General features: G+C 64.5%; 22 protein-coding genes. 14 read left to right on the top strand and 8 right to left on the bottom strand.

What is annotated here, in order from left to right; genetic code table 11:
• Positions 1-16: 16 nt before the first annotated feature.
• From BCCGELA001_RS02630 to BCCGELA001_RS02640, 3 genes are all read right to left on the bottom strand, one after another.
• Positions 17-1,129 (bottom strand): L,D-transpeptidase family protein, encoded by a 1,113-nt coding sequence (locus BCCGELA001_RS02630; RefSeq protein WP_236840815.1) that lies wholly within the window; start codon positions 1,127-1,129, stop codon positions 17-19.
• A 33-nt stretch (positions 1,130-1,162) separates the two neighbouring features.
• On the bottom strand, positions 1,163-1,840 hold the full coding sequence (locus BCCGELA001_RS02635) for a nitroreductase (protein WP_008541927.1): 678 nt from the start codon (positions 1,838-1,840) through the stop codon (positions 1,163-1,165).
• Positions 1,841-1,995: 155 nt separating this feature from the next.
• Positions 1,996-2,949 (bottom strand): LysR family transcriptional regulator, encoded by a 954-nt coding sequence (locus tag BCCGELA001_RS02640; RefSeq protein WP_060734560.1) that lies wholly within the window; start codon positions 2,947-2,949, stop codon positions 1,996-1,998.
• Positions 2,950-3,048: 99 nt separating this feature from the next.
• Between BCCGELA001_RS02640 and BCCGELA001_RS02645 the strand changes: the two genes are divergently transcribed.
• The 7 genes from BCCGELA001_RS02645 to recQ all read left to right on the top strand — a co-directional run bounded on the left by BCCGELA001_RS02645 (position 3,049) and on the right by recQ (position 12,922).
• Entirely contained in the window at positions 3,049-4,230 is a 1,182-nt protein-coding gene (locus BCCGELA001_RS02645) for an MFS transporter (RefSeq protein WP_008541937.1), read from the top strand.
• A 120-nt stretch (positions 4,231-4,350) separates the two neighbouring features.
• Positions 4,351-5,913, top strand: coding sequence for an amidase family protein (locus BCCGELA001_RS02650; RefSeq protein WP_008541942.1), 1,563 nt, complete (start codon positions 4,351-4,353; stop codon positions 5,911-5,913).
• 961 nt (positions 5,914-6,874) lie between these two features.
• Positions 6,875-7,333, top strand: coding sequence for a hypothetical protein (locus BCCGELA001_RS02660; RefSeq protein ID WP_008541943.1), 459 nt, complete (start codon positions 6,875-6,877; stop codon positions 7,331-7,333).
• A gap of 214 nt (positions 7,334-7,547) precedes the next feature.
• Complete coding sequence (locus tag BCCGELA001_RS02665; RefSeq protein WP_060734562.1) at positions 7,548-8,849, top strand: O-acetylhomoserine aminocarboxypropyltransferase/cysteine synthase family protein; 1,302 nt, start codon at positions 7,548-7,550, stop codon at positions 8,847-8,849.
• A 12-nt stretch (positions 8,850-8,861) separates the two neighbouring features.
• On the top strand, positions 8,862-9,863 hold the full coding sequence (gene metA / locus BCCGELA001_RS02670) for a homoserine O-succinyltransferase MetA (RefSeq protein ID WP_060734563.1): 1,002 nt from the start codon (positions 8,862-8,864) through the stop codon (positions 9,861-9,863).
• Between the two features lie 102 nt (positions 9,864-9,965).
• The gene (locus BCCGELA001_RS02675; RefSeq protein ID WP_060734564.1) at positions 9,966-10,709 is read left to right on the top strand and encodes a polysaccharide deacetylase family protein; all 744 of its coding nucleotides are present in this window, start codon (positions 9,966-9,968) and stop codon (positions 10,707-10,709) included.
• Positions 10,710-11,053: 344 nt separating this feature from the next.
• On the top strand, positions 11,054-12,922 hold the full coding sequence (gene recQ / locus BCCGELA001_RS02680) for a DNA helicase RecQ (protein WP_060734565.1): 1,869 nt from the start codon (positions 11,054-11,056) through the stop codon (positions 12,920-12,922).
• A 222-nt stretch (positions 12,923-13,144) separates the two neighbouring features.
• On the opposite strand, the gene BCCGELA001_RS02685 is transcribed toward recQ, so the two are convergent.
• Entirely contained in the window at positions 13,145-14,161 is a 1,017-nt protein-coding gene (locus BCCGELA001_RS02685; protein ID WP_008541961.1) for a 1-aminocyclopropane-1-carboxylate deaminase, read from the bottom strand.
• 159 nt (positions 14,162-14,320) lie between these two features.
• Here BCCGELA001_RS02685 and BCCGELA001_RS02690 point away from each other — a divergent pair, with 159 nt between their 5' ends.
• Positions 14,321-14,785, top strand: a complete 465-nt coding sequence (locus BCCGELA001_RS02690; RefSeq protein WP_008541963.1) for an Lrp/AsnC family transcriptional regulator — start codon at positions 14,321-14,323, stop codon at positions 14,783-14,785.
• A gap of 82 nt (positions 14,786-14,867) precedes the next feature.
• Complete coding sequence (locus BCCGELA001_RS02695) at positions 14,868-15,428, top strand: carboxymuconolactone decarboxylase family protein (protein ID WP_060737454.1); 561 nt, start codon at positions 14,868-14,870, stop codon at positions 15,426-15,428.
• Between the two features lie 15 nt (positions 15,429-15,443).
• Here BCCGELA001_RS02695 and BCCGELA001_RS02700 read toward each other — a convergent pair whose 3' ends face one another.
• A complete protein-coding gene (locus BCCGELA001_RS02700) occupies positions 15,444-17,027 on the bottom strand; it encodes a sensor domain-containing diguanylate cyclase (RefSeq protein ID WP_060734566.1) in 1,584 nt (527 codons plus the stop codon).
• 186 nt (positions 17,028-17,213) lie between these two features.
• A complete protein-coding gene (locus tag BCCGELA001_RS02705; RefSeq protein WP_060734567.1) occupies positions 17,214-18,119 on the bottom strand; it encodes a hypothetical protein in 906 nt (301 codons plus the stop codon).
• Positions 18,120-18,299: 180 nt separating this feature from the next.
• Between BCCGELA001_RS02705 and BCCGELA001_RS02710 the strand changes: the two genes are divergently transcribed.
• Positions 18,300-18,548 (top strand): hypothetical protein, encoded by a 249-nt coding sequence (locus BCCGELA001_RS02710; protein ID WP_008541978.1) that lies wholly within the window; start codon positions 18,300-18,302, stop codon positions 18,546-18,548.
• Positions 18,549-18,556: 8 nt separating this feature from the next.
• On the opposite strand, the gene BCCGELA001_RS02715 is transcribed toward BCCGELA001_RS02710, so the two are convergent.
• Positions 18,557-19,492 carry an alpha/beta hydrolase gene (locus BCCGELA001_RS02715; protein ID WP_008541980.1) on the bottom strand — a complete coding sequence of 312 codons (936 nt, stop codon included), beginning with the start codon at positions 19,490-19,492 and terminating at the stop codon, positions 18,557-18,559.
• Between the two features lie 120 nt (positions 19,493-19,612).
• On the opposite strand from BCCGELA001_RS02715, the gene BCCGELA001_RS02720 reads away from it, so the two are divergent.
• Positions 19,613-20,500: a branched-chain amino acid aminotransferase gene (locus BCCGELA001_RS02720; protein ID WP_008541982.1), complete on the top strand. Its 888-nt coding sequence runs from the start codon at positions 19,613-19,615 to the stop codon at positions 20,498-20,500.
• Between the two features lie 174 nt (positions 20,501-20,674).
• On the opposite strand, the gene phaR is transcribed toward BCCGELA001_RS02720, so the two are convergent.
• Positions 20,675-21,268, bottom strand: coding sequence for a polyhydroxyalkanoate synthesis repressor PhaR (phaR, locus tag BCCGELA001_RS02725; protein ID WP_008541984.1), 594 nt, complete (start codon positions 21,266-21,268; stop codon positions 20,675-20,677).
• Positions 21,269-21,582: 314 nt separating this feature from the next.
• Here phaR and BCCGELA001_RS02730 point away from each other — a divergent pair, with 314 nt between their 5' ends.
• The 3 genes from BCCGELA001_RS02730 to yddG all read left to right on the top strand — a co-directional run bounded on the left by BCCGELA001_RS02730 (position 21,583) and on the right by yddG (position 24,734).
• The gene (locus tag BCCGELA001_RS02730) at positions 21,583-22,761 is read left to right on the top strand and encodes an acetyl-CoA C-acetyltransferase (protein ID WP_008541986.1); all 1,179 of its coding nucleotides are present in this window, start codon (positions 21,583-21,585) and stop codon (positions 22,759-22,761) included.
• 235 nt (positions 22,762-22,996) lie between these two features.
• Complete coding sequence (phbB, locus tag BCCGELA001_RS02735) at positions 22,997-23,722, top strand: acetoacetyl-CoA reductase (protein ID WP_008541988.1); 726 nt, start codon at positions 22,997-22,999, stop codon at positions 23,720-23,722.
• A gap of 142 nt (positions 23,723-23,864) precedes the next feature.
• Complete coding sequence (gene yddG, locus BCCGELA001_RS02740; protein ID WP_008541990.1) at positions 23,865-24,734, top strand: aromatic amino acid exporter YddG; 870 nt, start codon at positions 23,865-23,867, stop codon at positions 24,732-24,734.
• Positions 24,735-24,738: the final 4 nt, after the last annotated feature.

The following is a 24,738-nucleotide window of genomic DNA, read 5'->3' on the forward strand; positions in this document are numbered from 1 at the left end:
GACGCCGCACGAGCGTTCAGCACCGGCCCGGCGGGAAGCCGACACGAGCCGCATCGCACACGGCCAGCCCGGCGAACGACCTCCCAAACCATCTGCTCGTCAACGAGCCATCATTGTCGGTCCAGGGGATCGGTGGCAATTGCGGCAGGTAGGATGCATACGGCATGACTTTCGCAAGCGTCACCCGGCCCGGAAACCGTGTCAGGAACGCCTTGTTCATTCCGCCGTCGAGTCCGCTGTAGATCGGGGCCGCCGGCACATTGTCTTCGATCAATCGCGCATATTCGAGCTCGTCGGTGCGCCGCTTCTCCAGCGCCCGCCGCGCGACGTCCGGATTGACGACGAAGGGAGGACATTTTTCGGTCGGGTTGAACACTGGAGGGGACGGCGAGTTCGGGGGAGCTTGCGCATCGAAGACATAGCGGCGGTCGCACACATCCACCTTCGGTTCGAGTCGCGTCGTCTCGAAATGATCATTGCCGACCTTGAGCATGTTCCAGAAAGCGAGATTGGGACTATTGCGATGCCGCGCCAGATTTCCCGGCGTCAGGCGGAACGGATAGGCCTGGACCTGGAACGATGGCCGGCCGCTGAGGGAATCGCGCGCCAGCGAATAGATTTCGCTGATCTGTTCGTCCGTCATGGCATAGCAGCCGCTGGACCAGCAATCGCCGTGGATCATCAGGAAGCTGCCGTTGCGCTTGTGCGCCTTGTCGAACGCGTTGGGGAAGCCGACATTGATCGACAGATAGAAGTTGGAGTTGGGGTTCATCAATTCGGGCGTAATCGCATAGAACCCTTCTGGAGCCTGTCGGTCGCCCTCGTACAATTTCGGCCCGAGATCGCCCGACCACCGGCAGATCGGATAGGTCTTGAGCATCTGGAAACGGCCGGTGGCGTCCTGTTTCCAGACCTCGAGTTCGGCCTCCTCCTTGAAGAGGCGCACGAGGATCGGTGAATATTTCGGCATCTTCTTTTGTTCGAGCAGCGAGAGCAGCTCAGCGGGTAGCTCCCTTGTTGCCTTGGCCGGCAACGGCTTGCTGGTTTCCCCAAGACAAATCACCGGCGCCAAGGCAGCGGCAAGAGCCGCCGCCAGCACGAGCGCATGTCGGATGATGGCGCGGATCACCAAAATGCCTCCAGCCCTTCCGATCGCACGCCGCTACGTCTCGAAGCCGACGAACACCGTCGCTTCCTCGACAGATTTCCGCTCCGACACCACGGCATTGGCCGGAAAAGTTTCATCCGGCCAGCCCAGCGCGATGCTTTTCATGATGACCTGATCGTCGGCGATGCCCGCGTGCTCGCGCACCACGGGGGATTGCATGATGCCCTGGCTGTTGATCACGGCGCCGAGCCCGCGGGACCACGCGGCATTGACTAGGGCGGTCGCCACGGCGCCGCAGTCGAACGGCGTATCGTCGCTCCCGTCAAGCACGCGGTCATAGGTGATGATCACGCAGACCGGCGCATCGAACTGGCGGAAGCCGCGCAGCACCCAGTCCTGGCGCTTCTCCATGTTGTCGCGCTCGATGCCCATTGCGGAGAACAATTGCTTGGCGACGCCGACCTGCCTGTCGCGGTGCTTGCCTGCAAAGGCCTGGCCCGTGCGGAACTCGCGCGATTGCGGGATGCCCGCCACCATCCGCTGGGTGTTGCCGGCGCGGATCCGATCCAGCGGTTCGCCGGTTATGACGTAGAAATTCCAGGGCTGGGTGTTCATCGACGACGGGGCGCGCATCGCCAAACCGATGATTTCCGCAATCAGCTCCTTGGGGACCGGGTCCGGTTTGTAGCCGCGGATACTCCGGCGACCGAGGATGACGTCATCAAACTGCATGTGTGTGGAATTCCCCTGACGAGTTCTGAAGCCGATCGGATTTTCGCGGTTTCGGCACCCTCGCGCAAGCGACAGCGACGTGCCGCAACGGGCTGGCCGCGCGGAACATTGTCGCATCAATCGGGATTGACCGACGCTCTCTCTGTCATCGCCCCTCATCCCGCCACCTTCCATCTCCCATCCGCCGCGCGCTTCAGCGCGGGATCGCTCACCCGCACGTGCTCGGCGAGGAAGTCGATGAACGCGCGCACGCGCGCGGGCAGGGGCGCGGTGTGGCCGACATAGACGGCGTGGATGTCTTCGCGGTCGCCGGGATTGTAGCTTTGCAACACCGGCACGAGCCGGCCGGATTCGATGTCAGGGCCGATATGGAAGAGGGCGAGGCGGGCAAGGCCGACGCCGCCGAGGCAGAGGCGGCGGGCGGCTTCGCCGTCGCTGGCGCGCGCGACCGGCGGCGGCACGGCTTCCTCGGTACGGTCGCCGCGCTTGAACGGCCAGCCGCCGCGGATACGCGGAAAGGTCCAGCCGATGCCGCGATGCGCAGCGAGGTCCGCCGGCGTCTTCGGCGTGCCGCAGCGGGCAAGATAGCTGGGTGTGCCGACCACGACCATGCGGCTGGTGCCGAGCTTTCGTGCGACGAGACGTGAGGCACGCAACGGGCCGACCCGGATGGCGACGTCGGCACGCTCCTGCATCAGATCGATCGTCGTGTCCGTCAGCACGAGGTCGAGCGTGATTTCGGGATGCTCTTCCAGGAAGCGAGGGATCAGCGGCATCAGATGCAGCATGCCGAACGGGATGTTGCTGTTCACCGTGAGGCGGCCGCGCGGCGCCGCGCCGGAGGCCGCCTCGCGTTCGGCTTCCTCCATCTCCGCGAGGATCCGCACGGCGCGCTGGTAGAACGCCTGACCCTCCTCGGTCAGGGTCAGCTTGCGCGTGGTGCGGTTGACGAGGCGCGAGCCGAGCCGCGCCTCCAGCCGCGACATCAGCTTGCTGACACCCGACGGCGTCAGCCGCAGCTTTCGCGCGGCTTGCGTGAATCCGCCGAGATCGACGATGCGGACGAAGACCTCCATCTCGGCGGAGCGGTTGGTGTCGAAACGGGCCATGTTGAATTCACGTCACAAATGATTGGATTGCGGACATTCTAATGGTTTTGCGCGCAGACGGCTATCTGCGTGGCTCGTCTCAATCCATCGGAGCTACGCATGCCTCCCGCCGTTCTCGCGCTCACCGCCGGTGCCTTCGGCATCGGCACCACCGAATTCATCATCATGGGCTTCTTGCTCCAGGTCGCGGCCGACATGCACGTCTCGGTGCCGGTCGCGGGCCTGCTGATCTCCGGCTACGCGCTCGGCGTGTTCGTCGGCGCGCCCGTGCTGACGCTGGCCACGCGGCGGATGCCGCGGAAAACCGTGCTGCTGGCGCTGATGGCGATCTTCACATTGGGCAATGCCGCTTGCGCGCTGGCGCCAAATTATGAATTGCTGATGGCCGCGCGCGTGCTGACCTCGCTCGCCCACGGCACCTTCTTCGGCGTCGGCTCGGTGGTGGCCACCAGCCTCGTTGCCGAGGACAAGCGCGCCTCCGCGATTGCCACCATGTTCATCGGCCTCACGGTCGCAACGCTTCTGGGCGTGCCCTTCGGCGCCTGGTTCGGCCTGATGCTCGGCTGGCGCGCGGCGTTCTGGGCCGTGACCGTGATCGGCGTGATCGCCTTTGCCGTGGTCGCAGCCCTCGTGCCCGGTCATGTCGGCAACGGCGACAAGCCGGTATCGCTCGCCGAGGAAGTTGCGGTGCTCGGCCGCCCGCAGGTGCTGCTCGGCCTTGCCATGACCGTGTTCGGCTTTGCGGGCCTGTTCGTCGTCTTCACCTATATCCAGCCGATCCTGACGCGCTTCACCGGCTTTTCGGAAGGCGCGGTCTCGCCGATCCTGCTGGTGTTCGGCGTCGGGCTCGCCATCGGCAACGTCGCCGGCGGCAAGCTTGCCGACCGCGGCCTTGGCGGCGCGCTGATCGGAACGCTCGCCGCGCTCGCCATCGTGCTGCTTGGGCTTGCCACCGTGCTGTCGGTCAAGATCGCGGCGATCGTGCTGATCCTGCTGCTGGGCATCGCGGCTTTTGCGACCGTCGCCCCGCTGCAGCTGCGCGTGTTGGAGGCGGCCGGCCCCAGTGGCCGCACGCTGGCGTCCAGCCTCAACATCGCCGCGTTCAATCTCGGCAATGCGCTCGGCGCCTGGGCCGGCGGCGTCACCATCGAGCGCGGGCTCGGCCTATCGGCGCTGCCCGTGGTCGCAGCCGGCATCACCGCCGTCGGGCTCGTGCTGGCGCTGTGGAGCCTGCGGCTCGACCGCGCGCAGGCGGCCGTTGCCGCCTGTCCTGCCGAATAGCGCAAGCGGCGCGATCGCGGACAATTCGCCGCGTCGCGCCATCGCGCCATGCAGAAAACGCACCTGTACACGCCCATTCGCCATCCGTAACCTCCGCGGCGCAATTTCAGGAGATGCGACGTGGCGAAGAAGACGGCTAAGAAGACCAAGAAGACTGCTTCGAAGAAACGGGCAAAGACCTCCAGCAAGAAGGCCGCACCAAAGGCCGTCATTGCCAAGAAGGCAAAGACGGCCGCGCAGCAGAGGACGGCCGCAGCGCGCCGGCCCAAGGGGCTGGCCTGGCAATGGTCGGCGGTGGAGACCGCGGCCGCGATCCGCTCCGGCGCCATCTCCGCCGTCGAGACGGTGGAGGCGCATCTCGAACGGATGCGCACCGTCAATCCGAAGCTCAACGCTGTCGTCGTCGACCTTTCGGAGGAAGCGCTGAAGGCCGCGCATGCGGCCGACAGGCAGCGCGCGAAGGGCGGCGAGCTCGGCCTCCTGCACGGCGTGCCCATCACCATCAAGGAAAATGTCGATTACGAGGGACGGCCGAATTTCAACGGCGTTCCCGACAACAAGGACCTGATTGCACCGTCGGATTCCCCTGTCGTGCGCAATCTGAAGAAGGCCGGCGCGATCGTCATTGGCCTCACCAACACGCCGGAGTTCTCCTTCCGCGGCTTCACCGACAATCCGCTGCATGGGTTGACGCTGAACCCCTGGGATCCTGATATCACTTGCGGCGGCTCCTCGGGCGGTGCGGGCTCGGCGGTGGCGGCGGGCATCGGCACCATCGCCCATGGCAACGACATCGGCGGCTCGCTGCGCTGGCCGGCGCATTGCAACGGCGTTGCCACCATCAAACCGACGCAGGGCCGCATCCCCGCCTTCAACGCCAGCGCCACGGCGGAGCGGCCGATGCTGGCGCATCTGATGTCGGCGCAGGGGCCGCTTGCCCGCCACGTCGCCGACGTCCGTCTTGCGTTGGAGGTGATGAGCCAGCGCGATCCGCGTGACCCCTGGTGGGTGCCGGCGCCGCTGACCGGCGCGAGGCCGAAGGGACCGATCAAGGTGGCGCTGGCCAAGATCCCCGACGACATGGACGTCGATCCCTCCGTCACCGCGGCGCTGCGCCAGGCCTCGGATCATCTGGAGCGGTCCGGCTATCGCGTCAGCGAGGTCGAGGTGCCTGATATCAATGGTGTCTGGCAGACCTGGTGCGACATCATCACCAATGAGACCGTGGTGATGCAGGAGGCGAATATGCTGAAGGTCACCTCCGAGGATTTTCACAAGGCCTGGGGCGGCATGAAAGGCAAGGCCAATGTGCTCGATCTCAAGGGCTGGATGCAGGCGGCTGCCGCGCGCAACGGCCATATCCGCGCCTGGCAATTGTTTTTCGAGGAATATCCGGTGGTGCTGGCGCCGACCACGGTGAAGCCGACGCCGGGCCCGCGCGAAGATACGATCAGTCCCGAGCGCGTGCGCGAGATCTTCTGGGGCGAGATCCGCTTCATCTCCGCCATCAACGTGCTGGGCCTGCCCGGCGCGGTGGTGCCGGTTACCCTGCATGACGGCAAGCCGATCGGCGTGCAGCTCATTGCCGGCCGCTATCGCGAGGACCTCGCGCTCGATGCCGCCGCCGCGATCGAGAAGCGCGCCGGCGTGCTTGCGCACCGTCTCTGGCAGACACTGGCCTAACCCGCTCCAGCGATCGATTCAGAGCTTCGCGCATTCCGCGCGAAGCTCGTAGGGGCGGTCAGCATTTCGAGGTGGATCACCGCCGCTGTCAGCCTCTCGATCTCATAAGGCAAGGAAGCTGCACCAAGTTCCATAATCGCGTTCGGCTCGCACCATCCGATGAGGAGGCCCTCAATCTTTCACTCCTTGATTTAAGTCAAATCCGATCCTGAGCAGGAGAAGAGGTTTCTGCCGGGTGCCGATCCGTGAGCGGCATCGCCTTATCATGAGCGCGGCACCCCAAGTAATGGAGGAACGCCATGCTTCGATGCCTTCTCGCTGCTTTGGCGGCGATGGTTCTGATCACTGTCTGTCTGATTCCCGATGACGCCTATGCTCGCCGTGGAGGTGGCGGCTTCCATGGTGGTGGTGGTATGCGCGCCGGAGGTTTCCATGGCGGCGGCGCCCGCGTCGCCCATGTCCGGGGCGGCGGATACCGGGTTGCGGGAGGCCGCTACGGCGTCGCCGGCCGTGGTTATGGCTATCGCCCGATAGCGGGGCGCCCTGTGGCCCGAGGGGTATATCGCAATGCAGCCTATCGCGGCGCTTACAGGGGCGCAGCCTATGGTCTGGGTGCGGCAGCAGTAGGAGCCGCCGCGGCCGGCGCATATGGCTACTACGGCGGCTATAACAGCTGCACGTATGACACTTACGGCAATTACGTTTGCCCCGGACAATATCCGTACGGGTATCGATATTGAGGTTGGCGGGACGGTAGCGGCCAGCGCCGCTGCCGTCCGTCGGGGCTGCCGGAGTTCCTCGCTAAACCCCGCCGTGACCTGCGTTTCCAGATTCCCTCTGGCGACGCGCCGCACTGGTTCGTTGACCAAAGTCAAGATTCCCAGGACCGAAAGCATCAAGGTGGCCCAGCATCAGCAGTAATCTTGCCGAGTTGCGGCATCACATCGATCGAGCGAGCAGCATGAGATTTCTGGCAGGGGTCGTTGCGGGATTGCTCTTACTCACTGGCACGGGAGCGAGCCATGCCGTGGTTCGCATTGCGAATGATCGAGGCGGGTCGATTGCCTACTACATCGAGAGATACGAAAAATTGCGCGCCGCGCGTCAGTCGGTCGTCATAGATGGCCTTTGCGCCTCCGCCTGCACGATCGTCCTGGGGACAATTGCATCGGACGACATCTGCGTCACCTCAAAGGCAAGACTTGCCTTTCATGCTGCGTGGGACTTCGGCAGGAATGGGCGCGCATTTACCCACCGGGCGGCGACCCGAATGCTGTATTCGATGTATCCCTCGCCAATTCAGCAATGGCTCGATCGTCGAGGAGGACTAACGTCTCGTACGGTTTTTCTTCAAGGCAAACAGCTGCATGGGATGTATCGGGAGTGCGATCTCGATTCATGGCCGTCTGCCAAGCGATGAGTGTCCAGACCGGCAAGTCGTACCGCGCAGCATTCGTTAATCCGCTTTAACCCGGATTTGGGCCAATTCGTCGACAAGCGTTAGGGTTACTTCCTCGATCTCTAGGCGAATTATTGTCCGCTTTACCACCCGCCTCTAACACCGGGACGGCGGACAACGCACATGCCTCATTCTAGGCCAATAAGTGCGGCCCGCTCCACGCGGAGGTGGCACGATGCGCAACGAGACGATCGCTATTCACGCCGGCTACGAACCCGAAGCAACAACGCACGCCGTTGCCGTGCCGATCTATCAGACCGCAGCCTACGCCTTCGACAGCGCCGATCATGGTGCGGCGCTCTTCAATCTGGAGGCCGAGGGCTTTCGTTACAGCCGCATCGCCAACCCGACCAGCGCGGTGCTCGAGAAGCGCATCGCCCAGCTCGAAGGCGGTGTCGGCGCGCTCGCGGTCTCGACCGGCCAGGCGGCGCTGCATTTCGCCTTCGTCAACGTCGCCGACCACGGCGGCAACATCGTGTCGGTGCCGCAGCTCTACGGCACCACGCACACGCTGCTCTCCCACATCCTGCCGCGGCAGGGCATCACCGGCCGCTTCGCCGAAAGCGACAAGCCGGAAGCGATCGAAAGACTGATCGACGAGAACACCCGCGCCGTGTTCGCCGAGACCATCGGCAATCCCGCCGGCAATGTCTGCGACATCGAGGCGCTGGCGAAAATCGCGCATGCGCATGGCGTCCCGTTGATCGTCGACAACACCGTCGCCACGCCGATCCTGCTCAAGCCGTTCGACTACGGCGCCGACATTGCCGTGCATTCGCTGACCAAGTTCCTGGGCGGCCACGGCACCACGCTCGGCGGCGCCATCGTCGATTCCGGAAATTTCCCCTGGGCCAGGCATGCCGACCGCTTCCCGGCCTACAACAAGCCCGACGCCTCCTATCACGGCCTCGTCTATGCCGAGCGCTTCGGCCGCACCGCCTATATCGAGCGCGCGCGCAGCGTCTATCAGCGCACCATGGGTTCGGTGCTGTCGCCATTCAACGCCTTCCTGCTGCTGCAGGGCATCGAGACCGTGGCGCTGCGCATGGAGCGCCATGTCGAGAACGCCCGCAAGGTCGCCGAATTTTTGCGCGATGATCCGCGCGTCGCCTGGGTCAACTACAGCGGCTTCCCCGATAGCCCCTATTATCGGCTGGTGCAGAAATATCTCGATGGCAACGCCTCCTCGCTGTTCACCTTCGGCATCAAGGGCGGCATGGAATCCGGCAAGGCCTTCTACGACGCGCTGAAGCTGATCACGCGTCTCGTCAATATCGGCGATGCCAAGTCGCTCGCCTGCCATCCGGCCTCGACCACGCACCGGCAGATGTCGGCAGAGCAGCAGCGCACGGCCGGCGTTCTGCCGGAGACGATCCGTCTGTCGATCGGCATCGAGCATGCCTCTGACATCATCGAGGACATCGACCAGGCACTGGAAAAGGCCTGTCCGTCGTCGCGTCTCGAGGCCGCGGAGTAGGCGGTCGCGTTGATGACGATCTTGATCGACAGGGATCAAGTCATATCGAGCCCGGCACTGGTGCCGGCGGCAGGCGATCTCGCGCGCGACCATGGCGGCGCGGAGCTGACCATCGGGCTGATCAACAACATGCCTGATCCGGCGCTGAAGGCGACCGAGCGGCAGTTCATGAAGCTGCTTCAGGCGGCCGCGGGCGCGCGCCGCATCCGCTTCTACTGCTTCTCGCTGCCGTCAGTGAAGCGCTCGCCGGAAGCAAGATGGCACGTCGAGAGTGAGTATTCGGAACTGTCCGAGCTAAGACGCCACAGATTCGATGGGCTGATCGTCACCGGCGCCGAGCCGGTCGCGCCCGAGCTCGATCAGGAGCCGTATTGGCGCGACCTGACCGAACTGATCGACTGGGCCAAGGTCAACACCCGTTCGACGATCTGGTCGTGCCTCGCCGCGCATGCGGCGGTGCTGCATCTCGATGGCATCCAGCGGCGGCGGCTGCCGGCGAAATGCCACGGCATCTTCGATTGCGAAGCCGTGATGCACGATCCCCTGACGCGCAACGCGCCTGCGCCGCTCAAGGTCTCGCATTCGCGCCTGAACGAGGTCGCCGAGAGCGATCTGGTTCGGTCCGGGTACCAGGTGCTGACCCGCTCGAAACAGGCCGGCGTCGATGTCTTCGTCCGCCAATATGCCAGCCGCTTCGTGTTCTTCCAGGGCCACCCGGAATACGACGCATTGTCGCTCCAGCGCGAATATCTGCGCGACATCGGCCGATATCTCGCGCGCGAGCGCGAGACTTATCCGCACCTGCCCATGAGTTATTTTGACGCAGCGACGGAAGAGAGGCTCGCCCGCTTCGAGAAGCAGGCAAGGCACCAGCGTCATCCGGCGCTCACCAATGAACTGCCCGCGTTGAATTTGCGCGCAGATATCGCTGCCGGCAGCGCCGCGGCGGCCTTATTTCGCAATTGGCTGCAATATCTCGGTGCGGATGCCGACGCATCGGTCCCTGCGCGCTAGCCGGCGGCTGTTGGTTCCGCGTTAGCATTACCCAAGCGTTAGGCTTGCCTCGTCCCGCGCACGAATGTTTCAGTACAGACATACGGAATCAGGAAACGCATCGTGTTGTCGGCACTCCAGGGACGCATGAGCAATCGGCTGGCCCGGCACTTCCGTGCCGCGCCGCACCGCATGCCCGCGCGCGCGCCGATGGTGAGCTTCACCTTCGACGATGCGCCCGACAGCGCCGCGGGCGAGGGCGCCGAGCTGCTAGAGAAGCATGGCGGCCGCGGTACCTTCTATCTCTCCGGCAGCCTGATCGATCGACCGTCGGACCATTGGCACGGCCTGTCGAATGACGCGATCGTGCGGCTTCACCGGTCCGGTCACGAAATCGCCTGCCACACGTTCTCGCACCACTGCGCAGTCGATCTCGACGAGGCCGCGATGGCCCGTGAGATCGCGCGGAACCAAAACTATTTCCGCAGCATCGATTCGTCGATCACGCTGGAGAATTTCGCTTACCCGTATGGCCTCGCCTCGGTGTGGCGTAAGCCGCAGCTCGCAAGAGCCTATCGCTCGGCGCGCGGTATCCTGCCCGGCGTCAATCGCGACGTCATCGATCTCCAGTTCCTGCGCGCCTCGCCGCTGATCGATTGCGAGATCGATGCGGCCGGCATCGATCGCTATTTGGACGATGCGGTCGAGAGCGGCGGATGGCTGATCTTCTACGGCCACGACGTCGCCGACAAGCCTAGCCCCTATGGCTGCACGCCGCATTTGATGCGCCATGCGCTGCAGGCGGCCGAGCAGCGCGGCATGCCGATCGTCACGGTCGCAGACGCGCTGCGAAGGATCGGGGCGTAGAGGTTTCACCTCTCCCCGCTTGCGGCAGGGGAAGCGCATATGCTTTCCGGCGACGACGGAGCAAGCGCCTCGTCCTTCGAGACGACCGCTTCGCGGTCTCCTCAGGATGAGGCTCGACTGCACCAGTGTACTTTGAAGCTGCCGCTGCACACTCCGCCCTCATCCTGAGGGCCCGCCAACGGCGGGCGTCTCGAAGGATGTGCTGCGGGGAGGCTGCTTCATACCCAATGGCCTTCTCGCAAGGGGGAGGGGAAGAGTCGCGCCTGCTCCGCAAACGGTCTTGCCACGCCGACGCCGCCATGCGACTGGCCTTGTGACGAATCCCACTGCCTGTTCCCAACCTCATGTCCTCTCCCTCCACCGCTCCACTGCCAGCGCCGGCCAATGGCCGCGATGCGCTGTCGGTGCTGCATTCGGTGTTCGGCCTGCCCGGGTTCCGCGGCGCGCAGGGTGAGATCGTCAGGCACGTGACGGATGGCGGCAATTGCCTGGTGCTGATGCCGACCGGCGGCGGCAAGTCGCTGTGCTATCAGCTGCCCTCATTGCTGCGCGAAGGCTGCGGCATCGTGGTCTCGCCCTTGATCGCGCTGATGCGCGACCAGGTCGCGGGCCTGCTCGAAGCCGGCGTCAACGCCGCTGCGCTGAACTCGTCGCTGTCTCCGCAGGAAGCCTCAGAGGTGGAGCGCCGCCTGATCGCGGGCGATCTCGATTTGCTCTACGTCGCGCCCGAACGGCTGGTGACGCCTCGCTGCCTGTCAATGCTGGCGCAGGCGAGAGTGGCGCTGTTCGCGATCGACGAGGCGCATTGCGTCTCGCAATGGGGCCATGATTTCCGGCCCGAATATGTCGGCCTCTCCATCATTGCCGAGCGCTTTCCCGAAGTGCCGCGCATCGCGCTGACCGCGACCGCCGACGAGCTGACGCGCAAGGAGATCGTCGAGCGGCTGCAGCTGACCGGCGCGCCGCAATTCGTCTCCAGCTTCGACCGGCCCAACATCCGCTACGAGATCGTCGACAAGCGCAATGCGGTGTCGCAGCTGAAGGAGTTCATCCGCGAGCGCCACATGGGCGATGCCGGCGTGGTCTATTGCCTCTCGCGCAATCGCGTCGAAGAGGTCGCCGCTGCGCTTCAGGACGCCGGCATCGCGGCGCTGCCCTATCACGCCGGCCTCGACGGCAGCGTGCGCTCGCGCAACCAGGACCGCTTCCTCAACGAGGACGGCATCGTCATCGTCGCGACCATCGCCTTCGGCATGGGCATCGACAAGCCGGACGTGCGCTTCGTCGCCCATCTCGATCTGCCCAAGAGCATCGAGGCCTATTACCAGGAGACGGGACGCGCCGGCCGCGACGGCAAGCCGTCTGCGGCGTGGATGGCCTATGGTCTTTCCGACATCGTGCAGCAGCGCCGCATGATCGACGAATCGACGGCCTCCGAAGATTTCAAGCGGGTCTCGATCGGCAAGCTCGATGCGCTGGTCGGCCTCGCCGAGACGGCGCACTGCCGGCGCCGGCGGCTGCTCGCCTATTTCGGCGAGATCGTGATGGGCGAGAGCTGCGGCAATTGCGACAATTGCCTGACGCCGCCCAAGATGCGCGACGGCAAGGTGCTGGCGCAGAAGCTGCTCTCCTGCGTCTACCGCACCGGGCAACGATTCGGCGCGATGCATCTGATCGACGTGCTGGTCGGGCGCTTGACTGAGAAGGTGACGCAGTTCGGCCACGACAAGCTGTCGGTGTTCGGCATCGGCCGCGAGCTCAACGAAAAGCAGTGGCGCACCGTGCTGCGGCAGCTCGTGGCGATGGGCCATCTGCAGAGCGACAGCGAAGCCTATGGTGCGCTGAAGCTGACGGATTCCTCGCGCGGCGTGCTGCGCGGCGAAACCGAGGTGTGGCTGCGTGAGGAGGCGCCCGGCACCCGCGTCCGCTCGAGCCGGGCCAAATCGCGCCGCGGCGACCTCGCTCCGGCGGCGAGCGCGACGCCGCAAGGCGATGTCGATCCTGAGCTGCGCGCGCGGCTGCGGTCCTGGCGTTCAGACATCGCCCGCGAACGCGGCGTGCCCGCCTATGTCGTGCTGCACGATGCCACCATCGACGGCATCGTCCGGGCCTGGCCGACGACCCTCGACGAACTCCGCAACGTCCCCGGCATCGGCGACAAGAAGCTGGAGCATTACGGCGAGGAGCTGCTGCAGATCGTCAGGACGCGGTAGGCAGCCTCGATCTCTCCACGCCGTCATCCCGGACAAGCGAAGCGCGATGCGGGATCCATAACCACAGGCCGATGCGATTATGGAAGCTCGCAACCACGAGTCTTCGCCAAACGATTGCTACGGCGTATGGGTGTTCGGCGGAGGACGCGCGACCCAGCAACGAGTGCCGCACGACCCGGATCTGCGCTTAGCTTGCCCGGGACGACAGTGGAGAGGAGCTTCTCACCCGTTTCTGAACGCGTACGCATACCCGTTCAGCGCGGGTGCGCCGCCGAGATGGGCGTAGAGGATCTTCGCGCCCTTCTCGAAATAGCCCTTCTTCGCAAGGTCCATCAGGCCCTGCATGGACTTGCCCTCGTAGACGGGGTCGGTGATCATGCCTTCGAGGCGCGCGGTGAGGCGGATCGCCTCCTTGGTCTCTTCCGAGGGCACGCCATAGGCGGGATAGGCGTAGTCCTCGATCAGCACGACGTCGTCGGCAACGAGATCCTTGCCGAGCTCGACGAGCTTAGCGGTATTCTGCGCGATCTCGAGCACCTGTGCCTTGGTCTGATCAGGCGTGAAGGAGGCATCGATGCCGATCACTTTTCGCGCGCGGCCGTCGGCGGCGAAGCCGACCAGCATGCCGGCATGGGTCGAGCCCGTGACGGTGCAGACCACGATGTAGTCGAACTTGAAGCCGAGCTCCGCTTCCTGCTTGCGCACCTCCTCGGCGAAGCCGACATAGCCGAGGCCGCCGAATTTGTGCACGGAGGCGCCGGCTGGAATCGCGTAAGGTTTGCCGCCGGCGGCCTTCACCTCCTCGATCGCCTGCTCCCAGCTCTTGCGGATGCCGATGTCGAAGCCGTCGTCGACCAGGCGCACGTCGGCGCCCATGATGCGCGAGAGCATGATGTTGCCGACGCGGTCATAGACGGCGTCCTCGTGCGGCACCCAGGCTTCCTGCACCAGGCGGCATTTCATGCCGAGCTTGGCGGCGACCGCGGCGATCATGCGGGTGTGGTTGGACTGCACGCCGCCGATCGACACCAGCGTGTCGGCGTTGGAGGCGATCGCATCGGGAATGATGTATTCGAGCTTGCGCAGCTTGTTGCCGCCATAGGCAAGGCCGGAATTGCAGTCCTCGCGCTTGGCATAGACCTCGACTTGGCCGCCGAGATGTTTTGACAACCGCTCCAGCTTCTCGATCGGCGTCGGGCCGAAGGTGAGCGGATAGCGCGGAAATTTGTCCAGCTTCATGGGTCATCCCGATTGGCGTTGATGTCGGGGAGGGAGCTAGCATCGGCGAGGGAAAATGTGCTCTCAAATATTGCGCCTATGTTGCGCGAAAACTTGCGCATTTTGGGAAAGTTGGTAGATTTCCTTCCGATATAGTCGGCTTTCCTGAAAGCTTCTTCCATGCCCGCTCGGCTCGATCGCATCGACCTCAAGATATTGAGATTGCTTCAAAATAACGGTCGGCTCAGTAACGCGGAGCTCGCCGTATCGGTCGCGATCAGCCCCGCCACCTGCCATCGCCGCACCCAGCGCCTGTTCGAGGATGGCTTTATCCCCGCTGTGCGCGCCATGGTCGCCCCGAAGAAGGTGGCAAAAGGCACGCTGGTCATGGTCGGCGTCGTGCTCGACCGCTCGACGCCGGAGAGCTTCGCCACCTTCGAGCAGGCCATCGCCAAGCTGAAATTCGTGCTCGACTGCCATCTCGTCGCCGGCGATTTCGACTATTTCCTGAAAATCCGCGTTGGCGACATGGAGGATTTCAACCGCATCCACGGCGAGCAGCTGATCGCGCTGCCCGGCGTGCGCCAGACCCGCACCTTCTTCGTGATGAAGGAAGTCGTCGACAACGCGCCGCTGGAATTCTGAGCAGGCCGTCACAGCAACTTCACTTGCTCCGCGCGCGCATGCAGGCGAGCCTCATCTCTTTCTCAACGAGGAGATGTTCACCGTGCGCCTTCCCATTCTCGATCCGAAAGAGCTCACCGACGAACAGAAGCCGCTCTATGACGACATGCGAGCCGGCATGCAGGACCATTTCAAGGGTTTTGTGAACATGCGCGATGACGGCGCGCTGCTCGGGCCCTGGAATCCCTGGCTGCGCGAGCCGCGCTTCGGCAAGCCGGTGTGGGAGCTGGTCAAGGCCATCGCATCGAACCCGCTGCTGCCGGCGCCGGTGCGCGAGGTCGCGATCCTGGTCACCGGCTCGCATTTTCGTTCCGGCTACGAGCTCTATGCCCATGTGCTGGTGGCAGAGCAGCGCGGTCTCTCCGACGAGAAGCTCGCGACCATCGTCGCCGGCCAGCGGCCGGTGGATCTCACCAAACAGGAAGCCGTCGCTTACGACATGGCCTCCGCTCTCGTGAGCGGCGGCGTGCTGCCGGAGCTGACTTATCGGGCAGCCGTGAAGGAGTTCGGCGAGCATGGCGCGGCCGAGCTGTCCTATCTCGTCGGCGTCTACTGCATGGTCTCGGTCACGCTCAATACGTTCGACGTGCCGGTGCCAGACTAAGCCTGCCGCCTTCGCTCACTCCGCCGCCTTGCTTGCCGGCGGCGGGGGTACGAAGGCGATGCAGCGATTGCGGCCTTCGGCCTTGGCCTGGTAGAGGGCATGATCGGCCGCGCCCATCAGCGCGTCGATGCCGGACATGCTGACGGTGGCCTCCGCAATGCCGACGCTCACAGTGACGCCGAACTGAATGCTGTCGGCGACGATCTGCGCGCTCAGCACGCGCTTGCGGATCCGCTCGGCCACAGTCCTCGCCCGGGACAGGCTGGTCTCGGGCAGGAGAACGGCGAACTCTTCGCCGCCGAGCCGGCCGACGATATCCGATTTGCGCTTGCCGTCGAGGCAGGCGGCGGCGACCGCCTTGATCGCGGCATCGCCTACAGCATGGCCGTAGCGATCGTTGACCGACTTGAAGTGGTCGATGTCGATCATCAGCACCGAAACCGAACGATAGTAACGCTGAAACCGGCTCCACTCCGCATCGAGGCTGTCGAGGAAGTGGCGGCGGTTGTAGAGGCCGGTGAGCGGATCGGTGGTGGCGAGCGTCTCCAGCATCGCGGCTTTTTGCGTCAGGTCGGTGATGTCGACATAGGTCAGCATGCGGCCGCCATTCGACATCGTGGTGCAATGCGCTCTGATGCGCCTACCGTCGGGCGTCTGCAAGTCGCGCACATGGTCGCCGGCCTTGACCTCTTCGACGCGCCGCGCCGGAAATTTCGCGAGGTCGCTGGTCGGAAGATTGGGAGCGCTGGCGCGATACTGGCGTCGCACCAGCGATGAGTAGGCTGGCCGGCTCGTTGCCTCCTCATCGCTGACCTCCCAGAACCGACGCATGCGCCGGTTCATGAACGTGGCGTGCAGGTCGGAATCGAGGAGGAGGACCCCATCCTGAACATTCTCCAGCGCATCTCGCAGCAGCTTCAGCTCGTCGGAGGTGCGCACGATGTCGGTGACGGGGGTATAGGTCAGCATGCGTCCGCCGTCGGGCAAGGACGTGACCTGCACGCGCACGACATCGCCATTGGTGCGGCGCACATCGATTGGCGTCGGATCTCCCGCTTCGATCACGCGGACGCGCTCCGCCACCAGGGCATCGAGCTCGCGGTCGGGCACCTCATAGGCGCCGGTGTCGCGGCCGTGATGGAGCAGCGTCATGATGGATGGATGGCTGTCGGCCACTTCGTCCGGCAGGCGCCACATCTGTCGGAACGACCGGTTGATCAGACGTGCCCGGAGACTCGAATCGAGCAGCACGATGCCGGTCGGTACATGATCGAGCGCGGCGCGCAGCGCCAGCATTTGGCCGCGCATCAGCGCATCGGACGAGCGTTCCCCCTCCTCGCCGGCCGCCCGCTCGACGCGGCCCGGCTGTTCGAAGGCGACGCCGACCTGTCGGTCTGATCGCCAGATCACGCGGCAGGTCAGGATCTCGCGCCCCGCGAGCCTCAGCTGGAATCGCTCGGGCACGCCGAGGCCGCTTTCCATCTCGAGTGTCGCGGCCTCCTCGGTCAGCCGGCGCACGACGCAATCGATCGATGACTGGCCGAAATTGAAGAAGATCTTCCCAGCAAGGAACGTCCGTTCCGAAACCAAGCGGGACATTCGCAGCCTCCAAGCGAATACGACGCAAAAAGTTGCGGTAGTTTCGCGCAAGGTTCCTTGCGCCGGTGTAACGCAATCGATGTTTTGGAATGAGGATTAACGATCGGTTGACGGGCGGTACGGAATGCTGTTGAGGCCGCTCAAGGGCCGCCGCCGCGGCTTACCGAAAATCCACTGTGAACCCAGTCAGTTGCGTACGGCGTAGAGCGGCGTGCGCAAGGTCACCTGGTATGACGGCGCCGGCATCCACGCGACCTGCGCAGTGATGCCGAACAGACGGTTGTCGTTGTCATCCATGCGGTCGATATCGAGCCGCAGGATCGGCTGGGTGAAGGGCTCCGCCAGCGTCCGGCCGGCGAGTTGCGCGCCGCCGAAGGACTGCACGCCGAAGCGCCCCGTGAACTTCCAATTGCTGGGCCATTGGTAGTAGCCGCCGGCGTAGAGGACAGTGTTCGGCCGGATGCTGGCGAACGGGCTGGCGATGGTGGCGGTGGTGTATTGCACGCCCGCCAGCCAGCCCCGCGTCTCGTCCTCGTCGAGCGCGTAGTCGAATTCCAAGATGTTGTTGAAGGAATTCGTCATGCCTGGTTCGTTTGGCACGGACTGCGTCAGCGTCGACTGCAATGTGATGGTCGGGATCCTGCCGCCGTTCTGCTGATGGAGATCGGCCTGCACGCCGATGTTCCAGCTGGTGATATCGAATTTGGACCACCCGCTGCCGATGTCCGCCGTCGATCCCGACACGCCGCCATAGAGCGATACGCGGTCGCTGACGTCGACGGTCATGGGCAGATCGACGGCGATGGCTTTCGCCGCCGGCAACCCGGTCGGGAGCGTCGCACCGCGTCGTACGGCCAAGGCCTGGAAGGCCGCCGATAGCGAGGTGTTGCCGAAACCGAGTCCCAGCGTGCCGGCCGGAATCGTCGCATAGGTGGTACGCAGGTCGAGATAGATGTTGGGGACCGCAGGGGCTGTGGGTGCGTCCTTTTCATCGTCCGCAGCGAAGGCGGCGCCAGCCGAAATCGTCAGGCCGAGCAATCCCGTCGCGACAGCGCGGAAAGCCCGGCGGCAGGATTGGCTATGATGAGACACGTGACGATCCGGCGCGTGGCGCTTTGATGGCGAAACCGTTGTTAGATGGAACGTGATCGCTCGCGCGGTCAAGCGCTATCGGCAAGCGATGGACGGCGTGGACGTGTGCGGCTACCCTGCCGTGATCGCACCGACACACGCGCCGGCGGAGTGCAGCCGGACAATGGAAGGACGACAGCCATGCATACCTCACGCCGCATTCTGCTCACCGGACTTGCGGGGCTCGCTGTCGCTCCCACCGCCGTCGCCGCCGCGGTACCCTCGGCCGAGCCAGCCGACGTGACGGTGGCGGAAGAACGCTTTGCGCGCACGATCGCGGCAGCCCATGCGCCCGACGTCAACTGCGCTCGGCAGGCGGAGCGCTATGCGGATGCGCATTGGCTGGAATATGTCGGGGCGGCGCGTGCCGTGCTCGGCGCGCGGGTGTGAGTTAACCGCTATCTCTCCACCGCCCGCCGGACCTGCTCGCCGATCTGCGAGAGCACGAGCTGCGCCTGCGGCAGGATCGCACCCATGGCGTGGAAATTGTGGACCATGCCGTCATGGCAGACGTGCTCGACGGCAACGCCGGCGGCCAGCAGCTTGCGCGCATACGCATTGCCCTCGTCGCGCATCGGGTCGAATTCGGCGGTGTGGATGATTGCTGTGGGCAGGCCTGCGAGCCGGCTCGCGCGCAGGGGCGAGATGCGGGGGTCCGTGGCATCCACGCCCGCGGGCAGATAATCGGCGAGATCGGCTTCGATCGTGGCGCGATCGATCAGATGGCCCTCGGCGAATTCCTCGCGCGAGGGCGAGGTCTCCTCGAAATCCAGCACCGGGCAGATCAGGCATTGCGCGACGATGGAGAGGCCTGCGTTCTGGATCGCCTCCTGACACACGATCGCAGCCAGCGTGGCGCCGGCGGAATCGCCGCCGACCACGAGACGTGCCGCATCGATGCCGAGCGATACGGCCTGCCGCGCCACCCATTCGGTCGCAGCGGTCGCGTCGTCGACCGCGGCCGGAAATTTGTGCTCGGGCGCGAGGCGGTAGTCGATCGAGACGAGACGGCAGCCGGTCGCATGCGCCAGCGCGGCAGCAATGCGGTCGTGCGTCGCGATGCTGCCAGCCACGAGGCCGCCGCCATGGAAGAACACGAAGCCGGGCGTGCGCTCGCCGGCAGACGCGGGCGAGTAGAGGCGATAGGGCAGCTCGCCGCCGGGGCCGGGCAGCCTGCCGTCGGACGCAATCACATCCGGCGCGTCAGCGCGTGCGAACTGCATCAACTTCGCGAGCGACTGCCGGCGCGCTTCCACGCTCGGCCGGCTCCGCGTTTGCGGCCCGGCCGCCGCCATCATGGTCAACAAACGCTTCGCGAGCGGATCGAGCGGCATCGATATGTCCTTCTCCCCTAGCTGGACAGGGTATCTCACCGCTTCGATGCAGGAAATCATTTAGGAGTTCCGACCAATAGTGGCGGGCACAAATACGGCATCGCGCCAGGGGAGTTCGTCATGGCCGAGATCAAGAAGCCGGTCGAATATTCGCCGAGCTGGACCTTCTTCGAGGGCAAATGGCATGACGGCAATGTGCCGATCATGGGCCCACGGACGCATGCGGCCTGGCTCGGCTCGGTCGTGTTCGACGGTGCGCGTGCGTTCGAGGGCGTGGCGCCCGATCTCGATCGCCACGTCGCCCGCGCCAATCAATCTGCGCTCAGTTTCGGCCTGAAGCCGGTGGTCGACACCGACAAATGGCTCACGCTGGCGCGCGAGGGCATCGCGCGCTTTGCACCCCATGCCGAGATCTATGTCCGTCCGATGTATTGGGCGCAGAACGGCTCGGGTGGCGGCGTGCTGTTCGACCCCGAAACCACCAATTGGTGCCTGTGCATCTACGAGGCGCCGATGCCGAAGCCCGTCGGCAACGCCATCACGCTGTCGCCGTTTCGCAGGCCGACCGCCGAATGCGCGCCGGTCGAGGCCAAGGCGGCCTGCCTCTATCCGAACAATTCGCGCGCGCTGGCGGAGGCCGCCTCGCGCGGCTTCCAGAACGCGCTGATGCTGGACATGCTGGGCAATGTCGCAGAGTTCGGCAATTCCAACGTGTTCATGGCCAAGGAAGGCGTGGTCTATACGCCGGTGCCGAACGGCACCTTCCTCAATGGCATCACGCGCCAGCGCGTCATCAGCCTGCTGCGTGGCGACGGCGTCACCGTGATCGAGAAGACCCTGCGCTATGCCGATTTTCTCAGTGCCGACGAGATTTTCTCCACCGGCAATTTCGCGAAGGTGGCACCTGTCATCCGCATCGATGAGCGGGAGCTGCGGCCGGGGACGTTCTACACCAAGGCGCGAAAACTCTATTGGGATTTTGCGCACGCGGTGAAGCTGGCGGCTTGATCTCGCTGCTTCCGCGAACTCCGTCATTGCGAGCGCAGCGAAGCAATCCAGAGTCTTTCCGCGAAGGGATTTCTGGATTGCTACGCTTCGCTCGCAATGACGAGTTCCAGGAGACAGTCGGGTAAAGCTGCCAACGCGTGCCGCGGATGCGGACGCGCTGGTGCGAGGGAGAACCTACTCGTCCTTCTTCGACATCCGTTCGAGACGTTCCTGCATTTCCTTCATCTGCTGGCGCAGATCGTCGATGTTGCTGTCCTTGGGCGCCTCGGCATTCGCATCGGGCTCCGGCTCCGGGCTGGTTGCCGGGCGGCCCGTCGGCGCGAAGGGCTTGAACATCGAGAAAGTCTGCTGGAACAGCTCCATGTTGCGCCGGACCTGCTCTTCCAGCGGCGCGAAGGGCGTGCCGGAAAGGGTGTTGGCGATCTGCTTGCGGAACTTCTCCTGCTCCTGGGTCAGGGTCGCGATCGACTGTTCCAGATATTTCGGCACCACCATCTGCATGCTGTCGCCATAGAAGCGGATCAGCTGGCGCAGGAAGGTGGTCGGTAGCAGGTTCTGACCCGCTTTGTTCTCCTGCTCGAAGATGATCTGGGCGAGCACGGAGCGGGTGATGTCGTCACCGGTCTTGGCGTCGTAGACCAGGAAATCCTCCCCGTCCTTGACCATGGCGGCGAGGTCCTCGAGCGTCACATAGGTGCTCGTTCCGGTGTTATAGAGCCGGCGGTTCGCGTATTTCTTGATCGTGGTGGGTTGGTCTGATTTCGCCATGGGCTCTCACTTGCAAGCGCGGAGAACGGGAACCCGGCGGGCAATGCCGCAGGGCGGGAAGAGTACGCAACGCAACAAAATAAGCATTTTCAAAGGGGTCACGCTACCGTTTTGTGCGGCACGGTTAATCGCAGAGCAAAATCCTGCTTGCGAAAGCGACAAGAACGCTATTTTGAATGCGCTGCGGCATGAATTCGGTCGCCGGCCGATTGACATGCCTCAACGACGTTAACAGGATGACTGACGAGACTGACGGGCCATTTCAAAGCGCCCGTCCGCCCCTTCTTCAGAACCTCAAGCCCCAGGAGATGCCCATGTCAGACGATGTCGTCATCGTCAGCGCCGCCCGCACCCCGGTCGGAAGCTTCAACGGAGCCTTCGCGACCCTTCCCGCTCATGATCTCGGCGCCGTCGCCATCAAGGCCGCGCTGGAGCGTGGTGGCATCGAGCCCGGCCGGGTCTCCGAAGTCATCATGGGTCAGATCCTGACCGCGGCCCAGGGACAGAACCCGGCCCGCCAGGCCTCGATCCTCGCCGGCATTCCGGTGGAGAGCCCGGCCTGGGGCGTCAACCAGCTCTGCGGCTCGGGCCTGCGCACGGTCGCGCTCGGTTACCAGGCGCTGCTCAACGGCGATTCCGAAATCGTCGTCGCCGGCGGACAAGAGTCCATGAGCATGGCCCCGCACGCCCAGCATCTGCGCGGCGGCGTCAAGATGGGCGGCCTCGAACTGGTCGACACCATGATCAAGGACGGTCTGTGGGACGCCTTCAACGGCTATCACATGGGGAACACCGCGGAGAACGTCGCGCGCCAGTGGCAGATCACCCGCGCCCAGCAGGACGAGTTCGCGGTCGCCTCGCAGCAGAAGGCCGAAGCCGCGCAGAAGGCCGGCAAGTTCAACGACGAGATCGTCCCCGTCACCATCAAGACCCGCAAGGGCGACGTCGTCGTCAGCGCCGACGAATATCCGCGTCATGGCGCCACCCTCGACGCGATGGCCAAGCTCAAGCCCGCCTTCGAGAAGGAAGGCACTGTCACCGCGGGCTCCGCGTCCGGCATCAATGACGGTGCCGCCGCCGTGGTGCTCATGACCGCGAAGCAGGCCGCCAAGGAAGGCAAGAAGCCGCTGGCGCGCATCGTGTCCTGGGCGCAGGCCGGCGTCGATCCGAAGATCATGGGCTCGGGCCCGATCCCGGCTTCGCGCGCCGCGCTGAAGAAGGCCGGCTGGAACGTCGGCGATCTCGACCTGATCGAGGCCAACGAAGCCTTCGCGGCGCAGGCCTGCGCCGTCAACAAGGACCTCGGCTGGGACACCTCCAAGGTCAACGTCAATGGCGGTGCGATCGCGATCGGTCATCCCGTCGGCGCGTCCGGCGCGCGCGTGCTGGTGACGCTGCTGCACGAGATGCAGAAGCGCGATTCGAAGAAGGGCCTTGCCACGCTGTGCATCGGTGGCGGCATGGGTATCGCGATGTGTCTGGCGCGCGACTGAGTTTGCGCGTAGCTGACGGGTGCGCTGCACACGTCGGTGAGTGCGTTGCACGCGACTAAAAAGGCGGCGGTTGCAAATCAAATATTCTTCGCAACTGCGCAGGCCTCGACTAAAGAGAAACGCCCGGCTCAACGCCGGGCGTTTTGTTCTTGATGTCCGTCAAACGTCCCGCATAATCCCCAGCTAAAAACGATCATTCAGAAACGTCCGAAGAGTCCAAGGGAAGGAATACGACATGGCACGTGTTGCATTGGTCACGGGTGGTACGCGGGGCATCGGTGCGGCGATCAGCAAGGCGCTGAAGGCGGCCGGTTACAACGTTGCGGCGAGCTATGCCGGCAACGATGCGGCGGCGGAGAAGTTCAAGGCCGAGACCGGCATCGCGGTCTATAAATGGGACGTCAGCAATTTCGACGCCTGCGCGGAGGGCGTGAAGAAGGTCGAGGCCGATCTCGGGCCGATCGAGGTGCTCGTCAACAATGCCGGCATCACCCGCGACACCGCCTTCCACAAGATGACGCTCGAGCAGTGGAACGCCGTCATCAACACCAATCTCGGCTCGCTGTTCAACATGACGCGCCAGGTGATCGAGGGCATGCGTTCGCGCAAGTTCGGCCGCATCATCTCGATCTCGTCGATCAACGGCCAGAAGGGGCAGTTCGGTCAGGTCAACTATTCCGCGGCGAAGGCCGGCGACATCGGTTTCACCAAGGCGCTCGCGCTCGAGAACGCCAAGGGCGGCATCACCGTGAACGCGATCTGCCCCGGCTACATCAACACCGAAATGGTGCAGGCGGTGCCGAAGGACGTCCTGGAAAAGAACGTGATCCCGCAGATCCCGGTCAGCCGGCTCGGCGAGCCCGAGGAGATTGCGCGCGCCGTCGTGTTCCTGGCGGCCGATGAGGCCGGCTTCATCACTGGCTCGACCATGACCATCAACGGCGGCCAGTATCAGGCGTGATGCGATCGCATCACGCGGGCGGATATTTCCCACATCGTCATGCCCGGGCTTGTCCCGGGCATCCACGGCCTTACAACAGCCGTCGCCACGAAAGAACGTGGATGGCCGGGACAAGCCCGGCCATGACGGAAACATTGGGCCGATGACTCCCCGCACCGCGACGCTGATCGGACTGACCGCGATTCTGATGTGGTCGCTGCTGTCCGTGATGACGGTGGCGACCGGAAAGATTCCGGCGTTCCAGCTCGCCGCGATGACCTTTGCGATCGGCGGCCTCGTCGGCCTGCTCACCTGGATCGGGCGCGGCGAAGCGGCAAAGAGCCTGCGTCAGCCACCCATCGTCTGGGCCGTCGGCGTTGGCGGTCTGTTCGGCTATCACGCGCTCTATTTCCTCGCGCTGCGCTTCGCGCCGCCGGCGGAAGCCGGTCTGTTGAATTATCTCTGGCCGCTGCTGATCGTGCTGTTCTCGTCCTTTCTGCCGGGCGAGCGGCTTGCCATGCACCACATCATTGGCGCCGTGCTCGGTCTCGTCGGCACCGTGCTGCTGTTCGCCGGCAATACCTCAGGCTTTGCGCCGGGAGCGGTGCCAGGGCTGGTCGCGGCCTTCATCGCCGCCTTCGTGTGGGCGATCTATTCGGTGTCGTCGCGGCGGTTGAAAGCGGTGCCGACCGATGCCGTCGCCGGCTTCTGCCTCGCCACATCTGTGCTCGCCGCGCTGATGCATCTTGCCCTCGAGACTACGGTCTTGCCAGAAACCACGCTGCAATGGCTCTCCGTGGTCGCACTCGGCATCGGCCCGGTCGGTGCCGCCTTCTATGCCTGGGACATCGGCATGAAGCGCGGCGATATCCGCGTGCTCGGCGCCGCCTCCTACGCGACGCCTTTGCTCTCGACGGGCTTTCTCATCGCCGCCGGCTTTGCAAAAGCCAGCGCCAACATCGCCCTCGCCGCGATCCTGATCGCCGGCGGCGGCCTGATCGCGGCCAAGGACATGGTGCTGCGGAAGCGGTGAACGA

Origin of the sequence: Bradyrhizobium sp. CCGE-LA001 (assembly GCF_000296215.2) — a bacterium.
Lineage (GTDB): Bacteria > Pseudomonadota > Alphaproteobacteria > Rhizobiales > Xanthobacteraceae > Bradyrhizobium.